This window comes from Streptomyces sp. NH27, assembly GCF_056859195.1.
Map to the genome: position 1 here is coordinate 16,143 of NZ_JACEGK010000005.1, position 21,361 is coordinate 37,503.

General features: G+C 71.6%; 17 protein-coding genes and 2 pseudogenes. 11 read left to right on the forward strand and 8 right to left on the reverse strand.

All coding sequences use genetic code 11. The features are described 5' to 3' along the window. The first annotated feature begins 238 nt into the window (after positions 1-238). Entirely contained in the window at positions 239-1,495 is a 1,257-nt protein-coding gene (locus AC13HU_RS01265) for an alpha/beta hydrolase (RefSeq protein ID WP_483039799.1), read from the forward strand. A 167-nt stretch (positions 1,496-1,662) separates the two neighbouring features. Here the strand turns inward: AC13HU_RS01265 and AC13HU_RS01270 are convergent. Continuing rightward, positions 1,663-1,818: pseudogene (locus tag AC13HU_RS01270) on the reverse strand (transposase); the annotation flags it as partial. Here AC13HU_RS01270 and AC13HU_RS01275 point away from each other — a divergent pair. Then, positions 1,817-2,920, forward strand: a pseudogene (locus AC13HU_RS01275) (RNA-guided endonuclease InsQ/TnpB family protein); the annotation flags it as partial. The pseudogenes AC13HU_RS01270 and AC13HU_RS01275 sit on opposite strands and share 2 nt — an antisense overlap. A gap of 184 nt (positions 2,921-3,104) precedes the next feature. Here AC13HU_RS01275 and AC13HU_RS01280 read toward each other — a convergent pair. The 4 genes from AC13HU_RS01280 to AC13HU_RS01295 all read right to left on the reverse strand — a co-directional run bounded on the left by AC13HU_RS01280 (position 3,105) and on the right by AC13HU_RS01295 (position 9,187). Then, a complete protein-coding gene (locus AC13HU_RS01280; RefSeq protein ID WP_483039800.1) occupies positions 3,105-4,376 on the reverse strand; it encodes a 3-deoxy-7-phosphoheptulonate synthase in 1,272 nt (423 codons plus the stop codon). Beyond that, a complete protein-coding gene (locus AC13HU_RS01285) occupies positions 4,360-5,454 on the reverse strand; it encodes an AGE family epimerase/isomerase (RefSeq protein WP_483039801.1) in 1,095 nt (364 codons plus the stop codon). Before AC13HU_RS01285 ends, AC13HU_RS01280 begins: the two co-directional genes overlap by 17 nt. 86 nt (positions 5,455-5,540) lie before the next feature. Then, a complete protein-coding gene (locus tag AC13HU_RS01290) occupies positions 5,541-7,511 on the reverse strand; it encodes an anthranilate synthase family protein (RefSeq protein WP_483039802.1) in 1,971 nt (656 codons plus the stop codon). After that, the gene (locus AC13HU_RS01295; RefSeq protein ID WP_483039803.1) at positions 7,508-9,187 is read right to left on the reverse strand and encodes an FAD-dependent monooxygenase; all 1,680 of its coding nucleotides are present in this window, start codon (positions 9,185-9,187) and stop codon (positions 7,508-7,510) included. Before AC13HU_RS01295 ends, AC13HU_RS01290 begins: the two co-directional genes overlap by 4 nt. A 258-nt stretch (positions 9,188-9,445) precedes the next feature. Between AC13HU_RS01295 and AC13HU_RS01300 the strand changes: the two genes are divergently transcribed. The 8 genes from AC13HU_RS01300 to AC13HU_RS01335 all read left to right on the forward strand — a co-directional run bounded on the left by AC13HU_RS01300 (position 9,446) and on the right by AC13HU_RS01335 (position 17,764). Continuing rightward, on the forward strand, positions 9,446-10,714 hold the full coding sequence (locus tag AC13HU_RS01300; protein ID WP_483039804.1) for an aspartate kinase: 1,269 nt from the start codon (positions 9,446-9,448) through the stop codon (positions 10,712-10,714). A gap of 25 nt (positions 10,715-10,739) precedes the next feature. After that, positions 10,740-11,567, forward strand: a complete 828-nt coding sequence (locus AC13HU_RS01305) for a 2-amino-3,7-dideoxy-D-threo-hept-6-ulosonate synthase (protein WP_483039805.1) — start codon at positions 10,740-10,742, stop codon at positions 11,565-11,567. Between the two features lie 85 nt (positions 11,568-11,652). After that, complete coding sequence (locus tag AC13HU_RS01310) at positions 11,653-12,753, forward strand: 3-dehydroquinate synthase II family protein (protein ID WP_483039806.1); 1,101 nt, start codon at positions 11,653-11,655, stop codon at positions 12,751-12,753. Between the two features lie 15 nt (positions 12,754-12,768). Next, a complete protein-coding gene (locus tag AC13HU_RS01315; protein WP_483039807.1) occupies positions 12,769-13,530 on the forward strand; it encodes an amidohydrolase family protein in 762 nt (253 codons plus the stop codon). Further along, positions 13,527-14,849: a phenylacetate--CoA ligase family protein gene (locus AC13HU_RS01320; RefSeq protein WP_483039808.1), complete on the forward strand. Its 1,323-nt coding sequence runs from the start codon at positions 13,527-13,529 to the stop codon at positions 14,847-14,849. The genes AC13HU_RS01315 and AC13HU_RS01320 overlap by 4 nt, the downstream gene beginning before the upstream one ends. Positions 14,850-14,927: 78 nt before the next feature. After that, a complete protein-coding gene (locus tag AC13HU_RS01325; protein ID WP_483039809.1) occupies positions 14,928-16,112 on the forward strand; it encodes an FAD-dependent monooxygenase in 1,185 nt (394 codons plus the stop codon). Continuing rightward, positions 16,109-16,921: a 2,3-dihydro-2,3-dihydroxybenzoate dehydrogenase gene (locus tag AC13HU_RS01330; protein WP_483039810.1), complete on the forward strand. Its 813-nt coding sequence runs from the start codon at positions 16,109-16,111 to the stop codon at positions 16,919-16,921. Before AC13HU_RS01325 ends, AC13HU_RS01330 begins: the two co-directional genes overlap by 4 nt. Before the next feature lie 132 nt (positions 16,922-17,053). Next, the gene (locus tag AC13HU_RS01335) at positions 17,054-17,764 is read left to right on the forward strand and encodes an isochorismatase family protein (RefSeq protein WP_483039811.1); all 711 of its coding nucleotides are present in this window, start codon (positions 17,054-17,056) and stop codon (positions 17,762-17,764) included. Between the two features lie 76 nt (positions 17,765-17,840). On the opposite strand, the gene AC13HU_RS01340 is transcribed toward AC13HU_RS01335, so the two are convergent. Next, positions 17,841-18,890 (reverse strand): methyltransferase, encoded by a 1,050-nt coding sequence (locus tag AC13HU_RS01340; RefSeq protein ID WP_483039812.1) that lies wholly within the window; start codon positions 18,888-18,890, stop codon positions 17,841-17,843. Positions 18,891-18,909: 19 nt separating this feature from the next. Continuing rightward, positions 18,910-19,512: a malonic semialdehyde reductase gene (locus AC13HU_RS01345; protein WP_483039813.1), complete on the reverse strand. Its 603-nt coding sequence runs from the start codon at positions 19,510-19,512 to the stop codon at positions 18,910-18,912. Between the two features lie 361 nt (positions 19,513-19,873). Between AC13HU_RS01345 and AC13HU_RS01350 the strand changes: the two genes are divergently transcribed. After that, entirely contained in the window at positions 19,874-20,410 is a 537-nt protein-coding gene (locus AC13HU_RS01350; RefSeq protein ID WP_483039814.1) for a cupin domain-containing protein, read from the forward strand. A gap of 87 nt (positions 20,411-20,497) precedes the next feature. Here the strand turns inward: AC13HU_RS01350 and AC13HU_RS01355 are convergent, their stop codons facing one another. Beyond that, a complete protein-coding gene (locus AC13HU_RS01355; RefSeq protein ID WP_483039815.1) occupies positions 20,498-21,181 on the reverse strand; it encodes a DsbA family oxidoreductase in 684 nt (227 codons plus the stop codon). Positions 21,182-21,361: the final 180 nt, after the last annotated feature.

A 21,361-nucleotide genomic window follows, 5' to 3' on the forward strand; every position in this document is an offset into this window, starting at 1 on the left:
TCGGGAGCGGCGGGCGGCGATCCGGGATGGTGAGTCCTGGAAACTCGAGCGGCTGGCGGGCCTGTCCGTACGGGACGGCGCCCACAGGATCACTCTCGGCACACTCCCGGAGCCGACCGAAGGGAACGCCGTGTCCGCCGCCCGAGCCGTCGCGCTCGACCCGGTTGCGGCGGCAGTCCCTCGTCTACGCTCATGTGGGCTGCGATCTTCGGTCAGCGTTCACGTCCTTGGAGGTTTCGTGCCAGTCGGCTATCTGATCACCGTGGCGCTCATCGCCTGGTGCACCTTCTTCGCCGTTGTCTCCCCGCGTCGGCGCGGCCCGGTGGCGAGCATGAGCTTCGTCTTCGGCCTGCTCCCCAACGAGTTGCCGTTCGTGGCCATCTACGCCCTCGTGGCCTCCACCGCACTCGCCGCGGCCCAGGGTGACCTGGGGTCGACGGGCGCCCGGGCGGTGGTCGGGGTGGCCGCCGCCACCGTCGTCGGGCTGGCCGTCGCCGCCTGGCGCGGCGTGCGGTCGGACCGGGCCGTCGGGCAGGGCCTCCGGGAAGGGCTGGGGGCCGACTGGCGGGATCACGTGCACGCGCCGCCGCGCCGCCACCGGGCCTGGGCCCGCATCCTGCTGCTGCCGCCACCGGGCCTCCTGCGACCGCGCGGCGTGGAGCGGATCCCCAACATCCGCTACGGGGACGCCGGGCGCCGCAATCTGCTCGACCTCTACCGCCGCCGCGACGCACCGCCGAACGCACCGGTCCTGATCTACTTCCACGGCGGCCACTACTCCCGCGGCGCGAAGAGCCGCGAGGGGCGTCCCCTGCTGCACCGGCTCGCCGGACAGGGATGGGTGTGCATCAGCGCCAACTACCGACTGCGGCCCCAGACCACCTTCCCCGGCCACCAGATCGACGCCAAGAAGGTCATCGCCTGGGTCCGCGAGCACGGCTCCGGGTACGGCGCCGATCCATCGAGGGTGTTCGTGGCGGGCGGCTCGGCCGGCGCCAACATGGCGGCCCATTGCGCGCTCACCCCGAACGACCCGGCGTTCCAGCCGGGCTTCGAGGACGCCGACACCTCGGTGACCGCCGCGATCTGCCTCTACGGCTACTACGGCCACTTCTTCGGCGAGCAGCCCGAAGAGACGCCGCCCCCGGAGCAGCCCTACCGATACCTCAATCCCGGCGCGCCGCCGTTCCTGGTCGTCCACGGCACCAAGGACCCGCTGGGCACCGTCGAGGGCGCCCGGAACTTCGTCGGCCGGCTGCGCGACGTATCGCACAACGCCGTCGTCTACGCCGAACTGCCCGGCGGACAGCACGTGATGGACCTCTACCACTCGCCGCGCTCCGAGGCGATCGTGGACGGCACCGAAGCCTTCGCCGGCTGGGTCCTGTCCTCGCCCAGGTCGCCGGGCCCCACCCCGCACACCGCCACCGCCGATGCCGCCACCGCGACCGGCCCGCACGCTCGGAAGCCGGCCTCGCCGGCCGGCCCCTTTTGAAAGGCGCACCACCCATGTACGCAGTCAGGCTCCACGACCGGAACCTTACGACCTGGTGCAAGGCTGCCGAGCACAGGAGATCGGGACTTTCGACATGATCTAGCCAGGAATCCCGGCCCTTTAGGGCTCGGGAGGAATGGCTTCTCTGGACTGTTTTGACGCTCGCGTTACAGCGGGCGTCTTTGCTGCTCGATGTACTCCTTGATGACGGACAGTGGTGCTCCGCCGGCGGAGGCCGCGAAGTATGAGGGTGACCAGAAGTGCGTGCCCCACAGGTGCTTGCGGATGTGGTCGGTGTACTCCTTGCGGAGGTAGTGCGCGGACGCGGCGAACTGGCTGTCTGGCCAGGCGCACGAGCGGGGGGAGACCTCGCGTAAGGCGTTGCAGGGCTTCGCCTACCGCGACTTGAAAGGCCGGGGCCTGTCGGCGCAGCCGGCGCTGCATGTGCTGCGGATGGTTGCCGACGCCTACACCACCGTGCGCGCCGATGTCCGTGCCGGGAACCTCGGCAAGCCTGGATCGAAGCGCGGGGCCAAGGCCGAGTCGAAGCCGGTCGTCTTCCGTGAAGATGCGGCACAGCCGTACGACGACCGGTGTCTTTCCTGGCAGGTCGACGAGCGGACCGTCTCCATCTGGACCACCGCCGGGCGTATGCGTGGGGTGTGTTTCGTCTGCTCGGACCAGGCCCGCAAGCTACTGGCCGACCACCGCAAGGGCGAGTCCGATCTCGTCCACCGCGACGGCATGTGGTTCCTCATCGCCACGTGTGAAGTCCCCGAGGCCGAGCGGTACGAGCCGGCCGATTTCCTCGGCGTGGACCTGGGCATCGTCAATATCGCCGCCACCTCGGACGGGACGATCCACGCCGGACGCGACCTGAACCGCTACCGTAAGCGTCAGCTTGCCCTGCGGGCGAAGCTCCAGAAGAAGGGCACCCGGTCGGCCAAGCGGGTCCTCAAGCGGCAGCGCCGCAAGGAGCAGCGCAAAGCGGCTGAGGCCAACCACATCGTCTCCAAGCGCATCGTGACCGAGGCTGAACGCACCGGGTGCGGGATCGGTATGGAAGACCTTGCCGGTATCCGCCAGCGGGTACGGCTGAGAAAGCCCTGGGGGCACCTCCCGGCCGAAGGCTGGGGGAGGGTCGCGTTGCATTCCTGGGCCTTCGCCCAACTCGGACGGTTCGTGGAGTACAAGGCCCGCAGGGCCGGTGTCCCCGTCCTGTTCGTCGACCCCGCCTACACCTCCCGCATGTGCGCGGAGTGCGGATACACAGACAAGCTGAACCGTGTCTCTCAGGGGCGGTTCGCGTGCCGGTCGTGCGGATTCGTTGATCACGCCGACCGCAATGCCTCCCGCAACATCCGTGCCCGTGCGTGGCAGTTGTGGCGAAGCGGGGCGGAGTCACACGCCCCTGCACCCGCTTAGGGTGCTGGACGGAGGAGACAACCCAGCACCCAGCCGGGCTCTACCTCCAAGCCCGACCCTTCAGGGCCAGGTAGTTGACGCCAACTGTCGGTACTCCATCCGATGGCACACAGCGCCTCGGTCCAGTGCCGGCTCGCCGACGCAGGCTTCGATACGGACCCGGTCCCGCGCGGTGCGCCCGCCGTCACCGGCGGGGCTCAGGGAAGCAGCCTTCGATCAGCCGCACCGCCTGCTCCGGGCTGAGCCGCGGGTCGCACAGGGTCGTGTAGCGCCGGGTCAGGTCCCGCTCGTCCGCCACGGGGCCGCCGACGCACTCGGTGACCGGTTCGCCCGCGGCCTCCAGGTGGACGCCTCCCGCGGGCACCCCCTGCTCGGCCAGCACCCGCAGGAAGATCCGCACCTCGTCGGCGAGCGTGTCGAGGTAGCGGGTCTTCAGACCGCCCGCCGCGGTCACGGTGTTGCCGTGCATCGGGTCGCACAGCCACACCGCCGGATGGCCGCCCGCCCGTACCGCGGCGACCAGGTCCGGCAGCGACTCGGCCGCCCGGTCCCGGCCCATGCGGGCGATCAGCACCAGGCGGCCCGCAGTGCGGTCCGGGTCGAGCAGCTCGCAGAGCCGGCGCAGGTGGTCAGGGCGGGCGGTCGGCCCGACCTTGCAGCCGACCGGGTTGGCGATGCCGGCCAGCATGCGCACATGCACCGAGTCGGGATCGCGGGTGCGCTCGCCGATCCACGGCAGGTGGGTGGACGCCAGGTACGACCCGATCCGCTCGTCCTCCCGCAGCAGCCCCGCCTCGTAGTCGACCACCAGGGCCTCGTGGCTGGACCACGGCCCGAGCGGCAGCCCGCCGCGGTCCGCCGCGGCGTCGGTGGCCGACCGGGCCGTACGGCGCTCGTCCAGCCAGCCCATCACCTGTGAGGCGGCCTGGTGGGCCCACAGCATCCGGCGCGGATCGGGCTCCCGCGCGGCGCGGCTGGGCACCTCGGAGTTGACGAGGTGTCCGCGGAAGGACGGCAACATCCGGTCGCCCACGCGCTCGACCGGATTGGATCGGGGTTTGGCGTACTGGCCGCCGATGCGGCCGATACGCACCGCCGGGAGGCCGGTCCTGGACTCCAGCACCTCGGCGAGCAGGTCGAGCATGTCCATCCGGGCGCCGACCGCTTCGGGTGTGCACTGGTAGAAGCTCTCGGCGCAGTCGCCCGCCTGCACGACCACCGCGTGCCCGAGCGCGACCCGCGCGAGCGCGGACCGCAGCCGCGGCAGGTCGGCGGGCCGGACCAGGGCCGGTGCGGCCGCGAGGTCGTCCATGCTGGACGGGAAGGCGGGGTGGCTGTGCCACTGCGGGTTCTGCGGGGCGGTCAGGCTCGTCCACCGGCGCGGCCGGGCCGCAGCAGGACCGGGGGCGGCGGGGTCGGCGGGCAGCAGCGCGGCGGGCTCAGGTATCGAGGTCATCGGCGGGCGGGTCCTCGCAGTAGGGCGGCAGGGCGGACGTGGCGCCCAGGGCGCGGGCCAGGGTGGACTGGACCCGGGCGTACTTGACGGCCGTCGGCGAACCGATCTGGGCCGTGTCGGTGTGGAAGCCGCCGTGCCGGCGGTCGGCCAGCAGGTCGATCGCGGCCCGGGAGACCGCGGTGGCGCCGCGGTCGTCGTACCCGCGGGAGCGGACCACGGCGCCGGCCCGCAGCAGGTCGGCGGCGTCGCCGCCGCCGATGCCCACCGTGTCCGCGGCGGACGTGAAGTGGCGGGTGGTCTGGTCCAGGACGCGGTGTGCGGTGTCGGCGTGTTCGTCCGACCCCAGCAGGTTGGCCGCGTGGGCCAGGGCGAGGGCGATCTGCGGATAGCCGCCGGGCGACGGCAGTTCGCGGACGAACCGGCCCAGGGCCGCGGCGATCAGCGGCAGCTGTTCGGCGTCCGTGTCGGACTCGCCGAGAGCGTCGGCGATGGTCAGCGCGCGCACCGCGGCGACCATGGCGAGCGGGGAGGGGCCCTCGTCCACGGTCTGCGTCCAGTCCTCGCTGACCCGGCCGGGGAAGAAGCCGTTCCGGCAGGTGCTCAGGCAGCGGTTGAGCAGGTCGACGGCCCTGACCCGGGCGACGGTGTCGGCGGTGGGTCCGCTGCCCACCAGCAGCGCGGTCGCCGCGTGGAACTGGTGGTGCAGGGTCCGCACCCGGCCCTCCGGGCGTACCCGCCAGGACCGGTCGGCCAGCTCGGAGAAGCCGGGCCGGCCGTCGCGGTCGAGCAGTGCGTGCAGGCCGCGCAGCGCGACGGTGAGTTCGTCCGGCGCGTCGTCGGCGAAGGCCAGAACCGCGGCGGACTGGTCGTACAGGTGCTTGTGGTCGGCGATCGGGCTGCCGCCGACCGCGGGTGCGGCCCGATGGACGCCGCCTTCCTGCCGGTCGAGCAGGTGCCGGCCCAGCCAGGCCACCGCGGAGCGGCGCAGGACCTCCGGCGGCGTGGGCGGGTCGACGGGCGGAGCGCCGCCCGAGGGGGGACCGCCGGGCAGCGTGATGGATGGGGTGGGCTGCGGCATCGGGCTTCCTCGTCCTCGTCCTCGTCGTCCTCGTCGTCCCTGGGGACCTCGTCGTCCTCGGGAACCTCGATGTAGCCGGTCGTCGCTCAGACGGGCACCTGGGCCAGGACCCCGCGCAGCAGCTCACCGAGGATCCGGACGCCGTGCTCGGTGAGGACGGACTCGGGGTGGAACTGCACGCCGGCGAATCCGGGTCCGCGCATCGCGTGCACCTCGCCGGTGGCGGGGTCGCGGAACAGCTCGACCGGCCGGGACAGGCCCGGCAGCTCGAAGCGGTCCGTCGGGCTGACCGCCGTAAAGGTGTTGTAGAAGCCGACCAGTTCCTCGCCCCACGGCATCCGCACCGGCAACTGCACGCCCTGGTTGGGCTTCTCGCGCCGCCGCAGCTCCAGTCCGAGCACGCCGGAGAGCACCTGGTGGCCCAGGCAGATCGCCAGGAAAGGGAGATCCTTGGCGAGCAGGCCGCGGCAGGTCCGCCGCAGTGCCGCGATCTTCGGGTGGTCCAGGTCCCCCGGGTCGCCGGGGCCGGGGCCGAGCACGGCGAAGTCGAACTCCGACGGGTCGGGGTCAGGCCGTTCCTGCCAGGACCGCACCTCGATCCGGCAGCCGAGCGCCCGCAGCTGCCGGGCCAGCATGGCGGTGAAGGTGTCCTCCGCCTCGACGACCAGCCCGCGGCGGCCCTCAAGCACCATGTGCCGGGGTATGTCGCCACGTCCGGGCTCCAGCCAGAACCGGGCCAGCGAGCGGTTGCGTTCGCTCAGCAGCCGGCGGATCTCCGGGTGCTCGCCCAATTCCGCGGACCCGCCGGACCTGCCGGACCCGGTGGGACCGGCCGGGTCGTCCGCGCCGAAGGCGGCGAGCACACCGGCGGCCTTCGTCCGGGTCTCGGCGGCCTCGGCGGCCGGGTCGGAAAGCCGTACGAGGGTGGCCCCGACCCCCAGCCGCAGCCGGCGCTCGGCGTCGACCTCGGCCATCCGGATCATGATGGCGGAGTCCAGCGCCACCTCGCCGAAGGCGTCCCGGCCGATCAGCGCCACCACACCGCTGTAGTAGCCGCGCCCCTGCGGCTCGTGCCGGGCGATCACCCGGCACGCGTTCTCCAGCGGGCTGCCGGTGACGGTCGGCGCGAACATGGTGCCGCGCAGGATCTCGTCGACGCCGACCCGGGTGCGGCCCTCGATCAGGTACTCGGTGTGGGCGAGCCGGGCCATCTCCTTGAGGTAGGGGCCGCGTGCGGTGCCGCCGTCCGGACAGAACCCGGCCATCATCTTCAGCTCCTCGTCGACGACCATCAGCAGTTCGTCGGCCTCCTTGCGGTCGTCGAGGAACCGTGCGAGGTCGCCGAGGCCGGGGCCGGACGGCGGGTAGCGGTACGTGCCGCTGATCGGGTTCATCACCGCGACGTCGGCGTCCAGGCTGATGTGCCGCTCCGGGGTGGCCCCGAGCACCATGTGGTCGCCGGTGTGCACCAGGAACACCCAGTAGGCGCCCTGGCTGCGGGCGAGCAGCCGGCGGTAGACGGCCAGTGCCTGACGTACGCCGAAGCCGGGCAGCTCGGCGGTGTAGGTGCGGTGGATGACGAAGTTGGCGCCCTGCCCGGTGCCGATCTCGTCCCGGACCACGTCGCGGACGATGCGCTCGTACTCCTCGTCGTCCACGTCGAAGCCGGCGTCGCGGAGCTCGGTCGGGGTACGCGGCAGCCGCCGCAGCATCTCCTCGACGGTGACGGGTCCCTGCCGGCGTACCGCCAGGGTGCGGATCGGCGTCCGGTCGTCCTGGCACACGAAGCCGCGCTCGACGATCTGCCGGTAGGGGATCAGGGCCAGCAGCTCGTGGCGGGGCTCGCCGGCGGCGCCGGTGGCGGGGGCCGCCGACGGCAGGTCGGCCAGCAGGTGTGCGGTACCGGGCTCGCCGAGCAGGATCTCCACCTGGTCGGCGTTCCGTTCGGGCCTGTACAGCAGGGCGAACGCCTCGGGCGTCGCGGGTCCTGCGGACTGCGGCGCGCCCGCGACACCGGAATCCGCGGAGCCGAGCAGCAGGTCCAGCAGGCCGCTCATGACCGCACCGCCGTCGCGCGGCCCAGCACCAGGTCGAGCAGCGCCGAGGCGTCATCAGGGACGCGGTCGCCCCGCCAGGCGGCGTGCTGGTCGGGGCGGACCAGCACCAGGTCGGCGCCCCAGAGTGCCCGGATCGCGGGGCTGTCCACGACGCAGTGCTCCAGCGGTACGCCCTGTTCCGCGGCCGGCTTGACCAGTGCCTCGCCGGCGTCCGTACCGGACAGGTCCACCAGGGTCAGCCCGGGCCCGAAGTGGTCGAAGAGCGGGGAGCCGTCGGGGTGCGTCACCGCCGGCACCCTGGCGCCGGGCCAGACGCCGACGCTGATGCCCGTCCAGTCCCAGCGCGGGGCGGGGCCCGGCTCGGCCGCGATCACCCGCGAGTGGTGGTAGCGGTGGCCGAAGTGGATGCCGGAGTTGTCGACCTGGTACGACTCGCGCTCCAGGAAGCCGGCCAGCTGCTCGCGGGACGCACCGTCCCCGGCCAGTCGGCTGAAGCGCCGCCACACCTCAAGCAGGTTGGTGGACATCTCCTTGTTGAACAGGGCGACCGGCCGCCGCTCGTCCTGGTAGCTGTCCAGCAGCGTCTCGCCGCCCCAGCCGCCCAGCCGGGCGGCGAGCTTCCAGCCGAGGTCCACCGCGTCCGCGATCCCGGTGTTCGCGCCGTGGCCGCCGAATGGGTAGAACTGGTGTGCCGAGTCGCCCGCGAGGAAGACCCGCCCGCCGCGGTAGCCGTCCGCGACGGCCAGCGTGCCGGTCCAGTGGCTGATCGTCAGCACCTCGTCGACGGTGAACTCCTCGCCGAGTTTCGCGCGCAGCGCGTCCACCGGGTCGCCGTCGAAGCGGGTGCCGTCGGGTATCTGGAACGAGGCCGTCCACAGCTCGCCCTCGTCCCGCGAGACCAGGGTGACGCCGCGGGCGCTCGTGGTGATGAACGCCCGCCCCTGGCGCCGCAGCAGCGGGTCGGAGCTGCGGAAGTACACCGAGCAGCGGCTGCTGGACGGGCCACTGACCGGCATGTCGATCCCGAGCGCCTGCCGTACCGTGCTGCCCCCGCCGTCACAGCCGACCAGGTACTCCGCCCGGACCTGGCGGCCGCGGTCCGGCGTGCCCTCGGTACGGTCGGCCAGGGTGGCGGTGACCGATCCGGCGTCCTGATCCAGGCGGGTGACCTCGACGCTCTCCTCGAAGTCCACCAGCGGGTGGGCGCGCAGCGCCCCGCGCAGCACGTCCTCCAGCAGCGAGCCGGTGATCCGCAGGTACGGCTCGACCGCGCCGGCGCCGTCCCCTGCCGCGAGGTACCGGGCGGCCTGCCGGCGGGGCGAGGGCTGGCGCCAGACCGCGACCGGCGGCTCGTCCAGGCCGAGTACCCACAGGAAGTCCGAGTCGAACCGCGCCGGCACCGCGCCCTCGCGGACCTGGTCCGCGACGCCGAGCCGGCGCAGCAACTCCATGCTGCGGGCGTTGATGTAGTCCATTTTGGGGAACAGCGGCGGTGCCGCGGCCCGGTCGACCACCAGGCTGCGTACGCCGTGCCGGGCCAGTTCCAGCGCCAGGGTCGCGCCGACGGGTCCGGCGCCGGCCACCAGCACGCGTGCGTCGTCCCTCTTGCGATCCCTCAGTTCTTCCCCAGCCACCTCCGGCAGCTCCTTCAGGTCCTGCACGGCCCCTGTGGACACGTGGCGTTCCCGACATCCTCACCGTGCGTCCGATCCCAGGGATCACGGCTTCGCGTGATCCCTGGGATTCCGTGCGTTGCGCAGAGTCACGGGAGATATCCCGTGAACCCGCGATGACCGCGGCCCTGCACTGGACCAGGCTGGCCGACACGGTACGAACGGAGGCTCAGAACCGCCACCAGGTCACTCACCAGGTCACCGAGTCCCTGCGGTGGGCGGCTGGGCAGCCGAGAGACCACAGCCGACGGGGGAGTCCGCATGGGAGTCTTGGTACAGAAATACGGAGGCAGCTCCCTGGCCAGCACGGAGCGACTGGACAAGGTGGCGGCCCGGATCGCCGAGGCATACCGCGGAGGCGCGTCGATCGCCGTCGTCGTGTCCGCTCGCGGTGGCGTGACCGACGAACTGCTCGCGGCGGCCGCCCAGGCGGGCGGCTCCGCCTTCGTGGCACAGGAGTTGCGGGAGACCGACCAGCTGCTGGCCACCGGCGAGAGCGCCTCGGCCGCCCTGCTGGCGCTGACGCTGCTGCGGCTCGGCGTGCCGGCGGTCTCGCTGACGGGCGCCCAGGCGGGTATCGCCGTGGTGGGCAAGCCCGGCGGCGGCATCGTCGACCGCATCGACGCGGTCCGCGTCACCCGGCTGCTGGACCAGGGCAGTGTCACCGTGGTCACCGGCTTCCAGGGTCAGAACGACTACGGGGACATCGTCACGCTCGGCCGCGGAGGTTCGGACACCAGCGCCGTCGCGCTGGCCGCCGCGCTGGAAGCCGACTGCTGTGAGATCTACACGGACGTCGACGGGGTCTACACCGCTGATCCGACCATTGTTCCCGGTGCGCGGAAGATCGCCTTCGTCGCCGCCCCCGTGATGGCCGAGATGGCGTTCGCGGGGGCCAGGGTCCTGCACTCAAGGGCGGTCGAACTCGCCGCCATACGCCGGGTCGAGCTGCACGTTCGGAGCTCGCTCGGACCACAGGAGGGAACCATTGTCGGACAAGTACAGGGGGACGGGATGACCTCGCTGGAGACAGGGGGGACGGTTGTCGCCGTCACGTCGGATCCCGACGTGGCGCGGGTCCTCGTACAGGCCAAGGGGCGCAGCGACCTGGCGGTCGAGGTGCTGGCGATCCTCGCCCGGCACGCGGTGCCGGTGGATCTGGTGGCCCGTTCGGGGCCCAACGAGGAGGAGTTCCGGATGGGTTTCACCATCCGCAGAAGCCATGTTCCCGAGGTCGGCGCCGCCCTGAACAGCGCGGTCTCCGTGCACGGCGGCTACGTCCGGGTGGACGAGGACGTCGCGAAGGTCTCGCTCATTGGCATAGGCATGCTCAACCGTCCGGAGTACGTGGCCCGGATGACCGCGGTGCTGGCCACCGCCGGCATCTCCACCAGCTGGGTGTCCTTCTCCCAGCTACGGGCTTCGGTCACCGTGCCCGCGCAACGCCGGGAGGAGGCGGTGTGCCTGCTGCACCGGGAGTTCGACCTGTCTGCGCAAGGCGCGGGAACCGAGCAGCCAGTGGCGCTCTGAGCCACGGGGAAGTTGAAGGGTAGGCATGTCAGTGAACCATTTCGCGCGCACGCTGCGCATGAATCGACTCTTCCGGCACGGAGACCAGCGGCTGATGATCGTGCCGCTGGACCACTCGGTCTCGGACGGTCCACTCGCCCCGCACGGCGACCTCGACGCCCTGATCGGCCGGCTGGCCGGCAACGCGGTGGACGCGGTAGTCCTGCACAAGGGCAGCCTGCGCCACGTCCAGACCGACAGGTTCACCGGGATGTCGCTGATCCTGCACCTGAGCGCCAGCACCGCGCACGCGCCGGACCCGGACGCCAAGTACCTGGTCACCGGGGTCGAGGAGGCCCTGCGGCTGGGCGCGGACGCGGTCAGTGTGCACATCAACGTCGGTTCCCGGGAGGAGCGGCAGCAGATCGCGGACCTGGGCGCGGTGGCGGACATGTGCGACCGCTGGAACGTTCCGCTGCTGGCGATGATGTATCCACGGGGACCCCGGATCACCAACCCGCGCGATCCCGAACTCGTCGTCCACGCCGCCACGCTGGCCGCCGACCTGGGCGCGGACATCGTCAAGACGCTCTACGTCGGCTCCGCCGCCGAGATGGCGGACGTCGCCGCCGCCTGCCCCATCCCGGTCATCGTGGCCGGCGGCGTCCGGATGGACACCGAGGAGCAGGTCCTGGGTTTTGTACGCGAAGCGGTCCGCGGCGGCGCCGCCGGGGTCGCCATGGGCCGCAACGTCTTCCAGTCGCCGGACCCCGGGGCGGTGGCGGGCAGGATCTCCCGGATCGTCCACGACCTCGGCGAGGGCGCCGACGTCCGTCCCCCGCGGCAGGAGGCCGTGTCCGTCGGCGCCCGGTAGCGGCGCCGGGCACCCGGCAGCCGCCTGGTGCCGACCTGCCGGGTCCCACAACCACCACGCACCAGACCGAAGGAGTCGTGTACCTGTGAAACTCGCCTGGATCGATGTCCGCTCCGTGAAGAGCGCGAAGAGGGCCATCGTGGAAGAGGCCGTGCACCAGCGGATCGACGGTGTGGTCAGTTCGAGCCTCGCGGACCTCAAGGGGCTGCCGCCGACGGTGAAGAAGGTGTTCTTCCCGCAGGGCAAGGAACTGCCTGCGGAGTTCGGCCCGGCCGATGTCGTGGTCCTCTCCGATCAGGGTGACGCCAGGGAACTCGCCAAGGCCCACCCGACGGTCGAGTTCGGCCGTTTCGTGGAGATCATCGACGCCGAGACGCTGGACGTCGCCTGCCAGGTGTCGCGCCACGAGAAGTGGGCGGTGCTGCTCTTCCGCGATCCCACCAAGATCCCGCTGGAGATCGTGCTCGCGGCCGCGGCCGGCGCCGACGGCACCGTCATCACCGTCGCAGCGGACGTGGAGGAGGCCGGGATCCTCTTCGGCGTCCTGGAGCACGGCTCGGACGGGGTGATGATGGCCCCCAGGGCCGTCGGCGACGCCACCGCACTCAAGGGCGCCGCGCTGGCCAGGCCCGGCAACCTCGACCTCGTCGAGCTTGAGGTGGTGCGCACCGCGCACATCGGCATGGGCGAGCGGGCCTGCGTCGACACCTGCTCCCACTTCCGTCAGGACGAGGGCATCCTGGTCGGCTCGCACTCCAAGGGCATGATCCTGTGTGTCAGCGAGACGCACCCGCTGCCCTACATGCCGACCCGGCCGTTCCGCGTCAACGCCGGCGCGATCATGTCGTACACCATCTCCGGCGAGAACGACCGCACCAACTACCTCAGCGAACTGGAGGCCGGCAGCAAGGTGCTGGCGGTCGACGTCAAGGGCCGGACCAGGGTGGTGACCGTCGGCCGGGTGAAGATCGAGTCCCGTCCGCTGATCTCCGTCGACGCGGTCGCGCCCAACGGGCGCACGGCCAACCTGATCCTCCAGGACGACTGGCACGTGCGGGTCCTCGGCCCCGGCGGGGCGGTGCTCAACAGCACCGAGCTCAAGCCCGGCGACAAGGTCCTCGGCTACCTGCCCGACGCCGATCGTCATGTGGGGTACCCGATCGACGAGTTCTGCCTTGAGAAGTAAGGGTGGCCCGGTCCCGTGGAACAGCAACCCGTCTTCGACCTCCACGCCCGGCTGCCCGCCGTACCCGGCGCGCTCGACCGCCTGCTGTCCGCGATGGACGAGAGCGGGGTCGAGCGCGCCGGGGTCGCGGCGGGCGGCGTGATCGACCTGGACGTGCTCGCCCGCCAGCTGGTGGAGGGCGGGCACGTGACCGCCGATCCGGACAACCGGTCGGTGCTGGAGGCCGCCGCGGCCGCCGGCGGCCGGCTGGCGCCCTTCTGGTTCGGCAACCCGCACGGGGACCCGGCCGGCTATCGCGAGCACGGTGCGCTGTGCTGCGCCCTGGAGCTGTCCCCCGCGGTGCACGGCCTGCAACTGGACGACCCGCGCTACGCCGCGTTCCTCGACCTCGCCGCGGATTTCGGGCACCCCGTCTACATCGTGTGCGTCGACCGGGCCGGCAGCCGGGTCCGCGACCTTGTCACGCTCGCCGACAAACGCCCGGCGACGGTGTTCGTCCTCGGCCACCTGGGCATCGGCCTGATCGACAGCTACGCGATCGACCTGGTGGCGCCCTGCCGGAACGTAGTCGTCGAGACGTCCGGCGCCTTCGGCTCCACCGTACGGACCGCGATCGGCCGGCTCGGCGCGGAACGAGTGCTCTACTCCGCGGAGTATCCGCTCCAGCACCCCTCGGCGGAACTGGCCAAGTACGAGACCCTCCGGCTTCCGCAGTCCCTGCTGGACCAGGTGCTGTGGCGGAACGCCCTGCGAATACTCCGACTGGAGGCACCATGACCCAGCGGCGCCCCGAGCGCCTGCCCCGGACGGGCGACTGGCGCGACCAGGACCAGCTGCGCAAACTACAGGACGAGCAGCTGCCCAAGCTGCTCGCGTGGGCCCAGGATTCTCCCTTCTACCAGCGGCGTTTCGCGGACGGCCGGGCACCGGCCGTCCGCGCCGACTTCGAGCGGTTGCCGCTGACCGGCAAGCAGGATCTCAGGGACGCCTACCCCTTCGGGATGCTGGCCGTCCCCAGGAGTGAGCTGGCCACCTACCACGAGTCCAGCGGCACCGCGGGAAGCCCCACCCCCTCGTACTACACCCAGGAGGACTGGACCGACCTGGCCGAGCGCTACGCCCGCAAGTGGGTGGGCATCGGCCCGGAGGACGTCTTCCTGGTACGCACCCCCTACGCGCTGATGATCACCGGTCATCTCGCGCACGCGGCGGCGCGGCTGAACGGCGCCACGGTCGTCCCCGGCGACAACCGCTCGCTGGCCATGCCGTACTCGCGGGTCCTGCGGGTGCTGCACGACCTCGGCGTCAGCCTGACCTGGTCGATGCCCACCGAGATCCTGATCTGGGCCGCGGCGGCACGCGCCGCCGGGCTGGTCCCGCACCGGGACTTCCCCGCCCTGCGCGCGGTCTTCGTCGGCGGGGAACCGCTCAGTCCCGCGCGCCGCAGGCGGATCAGCGAGATCTGGGGCGTCCCCGTCGTCGAGGAGTACGGCTCCACCGAGACCGGCAGCCTGGCCGGCGAGTGCCGCGCCGGCCGGCTGCACCTGTGGGCGGACCGGGCCATCTTCGAGGTGTACGACGAGCACACCGGCACGCTGTCCCAGGAGGGCTCCGGCCAGCTGGTGGTCACCCCGCTGTACCGGCAGGCCATGCCGCTGCTGCGCTACAACCTGGCGGACCACGTCGAGGTCTCCACGGACCCGTGCTCCTGCGGCTGGCAACTGCCCACCGTGCGGGTGCTGGGGCGCAGCGCCTTCGGCCACCGGGTCGGTGGCGCCACCGTGACCCAGGCCCGGCTGGAGGAACTGGTCTTCGGCCTACCGGTCGAGCACGGTGTGATGTTCTGGCGGGGCCGGGCCGGGGCCGACCTGCTGGAGATCGAGATCGAGGTGGACGCCGAGCACCGCGACGCGGCCCGTACCGCGCTCACCGCCGCGGTCGAGGCCGAGTACGGCGCCGTACCGGCACGGATCGACTCCGTACCGCTCGGCACCCTGGTGCCCACCGAGGCACTCACCGGCGTTCATGACGTGGTCAAGCCGCGCAGCCTGTTCGGTCCTGACGAGGACTGGAGCAAGGCGCTCCTCTACTACTGACCGGCGTCCGAGCCCCTGTCAGAAACCCAGCACCCGCGACTGTGGCAGTCGGCCGGGAGGCACGAAAGGAAGCAGCGCATGGGAAACCAACCACCGAAGGTCGCCATCGTCGGTGCCGGCATCTCCGGGGTCGCGCTCGCCGTGGCCCTGTCCAAGCGCGGCATCGACTGCAACGTGTTCGAAAGGGCCCGGCACCTGCGGGAGGTCGGTGCCGGGATCCAGATATCGCCCAACGGCTCACGGCTGCTCATGGCCCTCGACATCGGTCGCGCCCTGGAGCGCACCGCGGTACGGCCGGACTCCATCGACGTACGCAACTGGCAGGACGGCAGGCAGCTGGCCACGACCGTCCTCGGCGACGCGTGCACGCGGATTTACGGTGCGCCCTACGTCGCCCTGCACCGGGCCGATCTGCACAGCGCCCTGGTGGAGCAGCTGCCCGAGCCCGCCCTGCACCTGGGCCTGGAGTGCGTGGCCATCACCGAGTCCGACAACGGGGTCGTGCTGCGGTTCGCCGACGGGTTCGAATTCCGGGCGGACGCCGTGATCGGCGCAGACGGCATCCGCTCGGCCGTCCGCCGGCAGCTGATCGGCGACACCCCGCGTTTCTCCGGCCAGTCCGTCTACCGCGGTGTCGTGCCGCGGGCGGCCTGGCCGGCGTCGGCGGAGCGGCCGCACGTCTCCATCTGGATGGGTCCTGGCCAGCATTGCGTGGCCTACCCGATCTCCGGCGGGCGCTCCGTCAGCTTCGCCGCCAGCACCCCGGCCGGGGACTGGCGGCAGGAGTCCTGGTCGGCCCAGGGCTCCCCGCAGGACCTGCTCGACGCCTACGCCGGCTGGGCGCCGGAGCTGCTCGAGCTGCTGGCGGCGGCGGCGAGCGTGACCCGCTGGGCGCTGTACGACAGGGACCCGGTGGACCACTGGAGCAGCGAGCGGGTGGCGCTGATCGGCGACGCCGCGCACCCGATGCTGCCCTTCGGCGCCCAGGGGGCCTCGCTGGGCGTGGAGGACGCGCTGGTGCTGGCCGCCTTCCTGGAGAAAGCGACGGCCAAGACGGTCCCCGACGCGCTGCGCCGCTACGAGACGGTGCGCCGGCCGCGTACGGAACAGGTCCACAGGTTCATCCAGGACAACGAGCGCAACCATCATGTCGAGGACGGCGCCGAGCAGCGCCGACGGGACTCTGCCCTCGACGCGGACTTCGGTTTGAGGCAGCGAGCGTGGCTGTTCGGGTACGACGCACTGGGGGAAGCGAACTCATGAACGGTGTGGAACCGACCGAACCCGGCGGGATCACCGGCCGGGTCGCCGTGGTCACCGGAGCCGGCCGCGGCATCGGGGCCGCGGTGGCCCGGTTACTGGGCCGGCAGGGCGCGCAGGTGGCGCTGTGGGACAAGGACCCCGAGGCGATCGGCGAGGTGGCCGCGGAACTCGACGCCACCGGTGTCAAGTGCCTGGCCATGTGCGTGGACGTGCGCGACAGCGCCGAGGTGGAGGCGGCGGCCGAGCGGGTGGAGCGCGAACTCGGTGCCATCGACCTGCTGGCGAACGTGGCCGGCGTGCTCCGGCTGGGCTCCGCCGTCGGCCTCGGTGACGCGGAGTGGGACGAGACCTTCGCGGTCAACGTGCGCGGGGTCGTCGCGGTCTCGCGCTGTGTCGCCGGGCGGATGGCGCGGCGCGGCCGGGGAGCCGTCGTCACCGTCGCCTCCAACGCCGGCGGGGTGCCCCGCTGGGACATGGCCGCGTACTCCGCGTCCAAGGCGGCGTCCGCGATGTACACACGATGCCTGGGTCTGGAACTGGCCGGGCAGGGCGTGCGCTGCAATGTGGTCTCCCCCGGATCCACCGACACCCCCATGCTGCGCGGGATGTGGGAGAAGGGCGGCGACGCGGACGCGGCGGCCGCCGCCACGGTGCGCGGGTCGTTGGAGACGTTCAAGGTCGGGATACCGATCGGCCGCGTCGGAACGCCCGAGCAGGTGGCCCGGGCGGTGCTCTTCCTGCTCTCCGACCACGCGTCCCACATCACCATGCAGGACCTGTACGTCGACGGCGGTGCGGCGCTCGTCTGACCCGGCGCCGCCCCGACCCCCCCAGCAGACCGGTGCCGGCTCGCGCCGTCACCGGTCTGCTCGGCCGTGTGCGGGCGGGAGACCCCCGGAGCACGTCGAAGCCACGACCGGAAGCGAACGGAACGAGGACTCATGACGAACCCGAACAGCGGCGGCAGCGGTCACGACGACCGGCCGGGCGCCTCGACTATTCCCACCATCAGCCCCTATCCGATGCCGGCCGCGCACGAGGTCCCGCCCGGCCGGGTCGGGTGGACGGTGGCCCCGGAACGCGCGGTGCTGCTGATCCACGACATGCAGAAGTTCTTCCTGGAGTTCTTCCCCCGGCGGCAGTCGCCCGCCGTCGAACTGGTCCGCAACGTGGAGTCGCTGCGCCGGGAGTGCGCCCGCGCGGGTGTGCCGGTGGCCTACACGGCACAGCCCGGCTCGATGTCCGACGAGCAGCGTGGACTGCTGAAGGATTTCTGGGGGGCCGGGATGACTGCCGAGCCCGAGCACCGGGAGGTGATCGAGTCGCTGCGGCCGGTGCCCGGCGACCTGGTGCTCACCAAGTGGCGGTACAGCGCGCTGCACCGTACGCCGTTACTGGACTTCCTGCGCAGGACCGGTCGCGACCAACTGGTGATCTGCGGCATCTACGCGCACGTGGGGTGCCTGATGACCGCCGTCGACGCGTTCAGCAACGACATCCAGCCGTTCCTGGTCGCCGACGCGGTGGCGGACTTCACCCCCGAATACCACCGCCTGGCGCTGACCTACGCGGCCGAGCGCTGCGCTGCCGTCCCGCCGACGCGGGACGTACTGGCCGCGCTGCGGGCGGCCACCTCCGCGACACCCGCCTGAGCGGCCGGCCGTACGCACAGACGTCTGCTCCCCGCCCGTCTGGACGGGCGGGGAGCAGACGTCCACGGTGTGCGGCTCAGCGCTTGACGCCGGTGATGACGGCGTCGCCGATGCCGACCGAGAGCCGGCCGGTCGGCTCGAAGCCGACCTCGGAGATCCACTCCTCGTACTCCCGGCAGGTGTACACCATGCCCTCGCCGGAGGCGACGGTCAGGAAGTACGCCGACAGCGCGGCGGCCACGTCGGGGCCGGTGTCGTCGTCGTGCGCCTCGGGCGTGACCACGAAGACGCCGGCGCCGGGTCGTACGGCACGGGCGGCCTTGGCGATCAGCTCCTTGTTCCGCTCGATGGACCAGATCTCCAGGAAGTGCCCGAACAGGACGGCGTCGCAGCCCTCGGGGAACTCGTCCTGGAAGACGTCGAGTCCGACCGCGCGGACCCGGTCGCTCAGTCCGAGCGCGGCGATCTTCTCGTTCGCCCGCTCCGCCACGGTGGGCAGGTCGGCGATGGTGATCCGCAGGTGGGGCCAGCGGCGCGCGAGGTGCGAGGCGTTGATCGCGGTGCCGCCGCCGATGTCGAGCAGGTGGGTGCGGCCCGAGAGGTCCAGGTGCTGCACCAGCTCTTCGGCGACCAGCCGGCTGACGGAGCCCATCATGTTGTGGAAGACGGTCTCCTGCCGGGAGTCCTCCGCGAGTCGGCCGTACAGCGTCGGCGAGTCACCGGGGATCTCCCGTTGCAGGCCGACGTTGCTGTATGCCTTCAGCGACTCGTAGAACCACGCCATCGGGCGGTAGTTGACCGTCTGCTCCCACGGCACGAACGCCGCGGGCACGTCGTCCAGCTTGCCGGCGAGCGGTTCGGAGACCGGCGTGTTGAAGTAGTGGTCGTCCTCCTTGCGTAGCAGGCCGGCGCTCGTGCAGCCGAGCAGCAGGATCCGGGCCGGCTGGTTCTCGATCCCCAGCCGCTCGGCGATCTCCGCGCGGGTGAGCCCGGGCTCACGGCCGAGGATCTCGAACAGCCCGAACTGGCAGGCGGCGCTCAGGTACTGGAAGCGGTAGTGCGCGTAGTAGAGCTCTTTGAGCGGTTCCAGGGAACGGGTCCGCGGGTCCGCCAGAGTATCTGTCATGGTGCTTCAGCTCCCCGTCTCAGTGCGTGGTGAAAACCCTGTCGAATTCCAGTCGGGGCTGACGCGGGTAGTACGCGTTCGGGCCCGGTGTGCCGAGGTTGACGATGACGAGCGCGCGGTGCCGCGCCGAGTCGAAGAACTCTTCGGTGACCTTCTCCGCGTTGAACCCGGTCATCGGCCCGGCCGCCAGACCGAGCGCACGCACGCCAAGAATGAAGTACCCGACCTGCAGTGTGGCGTTCAGCTGCGCCGACTCGACCCGGTCCGCCTGGTCGGAGAAGTAGGCGTCCACGACGCCCGGGAAGACCGGGAGCAACGCGGGCAGCAGCTCGTGGAAGTTCAGGTCGGCGGCGAGGATCGCCGTCAGCGGGGCGTTCGCCACCTTCTCCTGGTTGCTGTCCCACATCAGCGGCACCAGGCGGTTCCTCGCCTGCTCCGACCGGATCAGCGCCACGCGCAGCGGCTGCTGGTTGAACGACGTCGGCGCCCATTTGACGAGGTCGTAGAGTGCGGCGAGCTGCTCATCGGTGACCAGGTCGTCGGTAAAGGTGTGCGTCGTGTGCGCTTCGCGGAAGAGCAGGTCCTGATCCTGCTCGTCGAGCCGCACATGCTTGGACGACATCAGTCATCTCCAATCCGGGTTTGGGCGAAGTGGCCAGCGGCGGCGCGGCGGCATGCCGCCGCGACCGGTGCGCCGGCCGATCGGGCACTCGGCCACATCGGTGCTCGTCAATGCCCAGCAGAGGTGTGGAATCAGGTTCTCCCACCCGGGGTCGCGCAACATCACGTATTCATGTGACCTTCGCGGCGTCGCTGGTGACCGGTGCCTTCCACCGGGCCCGGCGGCCTCTCGCCGGCGCAGGATCCCAGAAACACGTGATGTGACCGTGCGGGCGGCAAATGGATGCTGCAGGTGTTTTTCGGCAGCGGCGGTCACGCCGGGGCCGGCCCCGGCGTGCAGAGCAACACGAAGGGAAGCAGCCATGAGCGTGCCCGACGGATTCGGCTTGGCGCCAGGTGAGGGCAGGGCGATCGGCCACCAGGTGAACCTGAAGGTGGGGGAGGCACACACCCCGAACATGTTGGCCGTCGAGTGCAACTTCGCACCGGGGTTCGACGTCGGGGCGCATCTCCACAACACCCACGAGGAGATCTTCTACGTCCTCGAAGGCGAGGTGGAGATGTTCGCCTTCGAGCCGGTGGTGCGCAGCAGCGACCCCGGCTCGTGGACGAACTGGGAGTCGAGGACCGGCCAGAAGATCACCCGGGCGACACCCGGCACGGTGATGTACGTGCCGAAGGGCTGCCCGCACGGCTTCCGCAACCCCGGCGACGTGCCCATGAAGTTCCTGCTCGTGGCGACGCCGGCCGGCCACGAGCACTACCAGCAGGCCATCGCGGACCTGCTCGCCAACCCGCCGTCGGACGAGGAGGAGTTGCGCCAGGCGGTGGAGGAGATCCGGCAGCACCACCACACCGTGCAGCTGACGCCGGCCGTCCGGGCACCTTCGGACATGTGACCAAAACCAAGTCCCCGCCGGGGCCGCCGTGCCACGGCACACTCCGGCGGGGGTGTGCCGTGGCGCCGGCCTGTCGGCGCTCCCCCGTCAGCCGGTCCGGGTCAGCAACTCGGCGGCCCAGTCGGCGCTGTAGCCCTCGACAACCGGGAAGCCGCCCTCCAGCGGGCTGTCGGGCTTCGACCAGTGGTACTGCGCTCCCGGGTTGTGCAACGGCTCCCCGGCCGCGGAGACCAGCGTGGCACTGCCCTGGACGGGAATCGCCTGCGCCTCCCGCCAGTCGCGGTAGACCTCGGGGCGGCCCCTGCCCTGCGCGATCGCGCTCGCCAGCCGCTCGGCGTCCACCTGCGGGCACTGCTCGGCCGTCTCCAGGATCACCGACGGCATGCTGATGCACCGGCTCTCGACGAAGAAGGCGCGCCGCAGCGCGATGTCGAGCTCGTCGCTGCCGGCCAGCCCACCCACCTCGGGGTCCTTCGCGGCCTGTACGGCCTCCATCGCCGGGAGCATCGTCACCGGGTAGGTGTGCGGTGGGGCGTTCCACAGCCGCCATCCGAGGTCGGGCAGCCGCCCGGCGATGGCGACGATCTCGCTCTCCACTATGTGCTTGGGCGTGGGCATCTTGTTGAACAGCTCAAGCGGGAACGCGCGGTGGTCGACCAGCAGTTCGACATCCAGCCGCTTCGCTTCGGTGTGCAGCGTCTCCAGCGCGAGGGCCGCCCACGGGCAGCTCGTGTCCGACCACATGGTGACGGTGACGGAATGACCAGGCACGGATCAGTTCTCCTGTCGTGTCGGAGGGGCACTCAGGCATGTGCGCACGGAGCATACGGTCCGAGTGCGGAGGCCGCCATCACGCGGACCCCGGTCGGCCCGGACGGCGCGGATATCACGTGAACGCGCCATTCCGGCGGGCTGCGGCCGACGGTAGAACCGATTCCGGCGCGTGGCGGG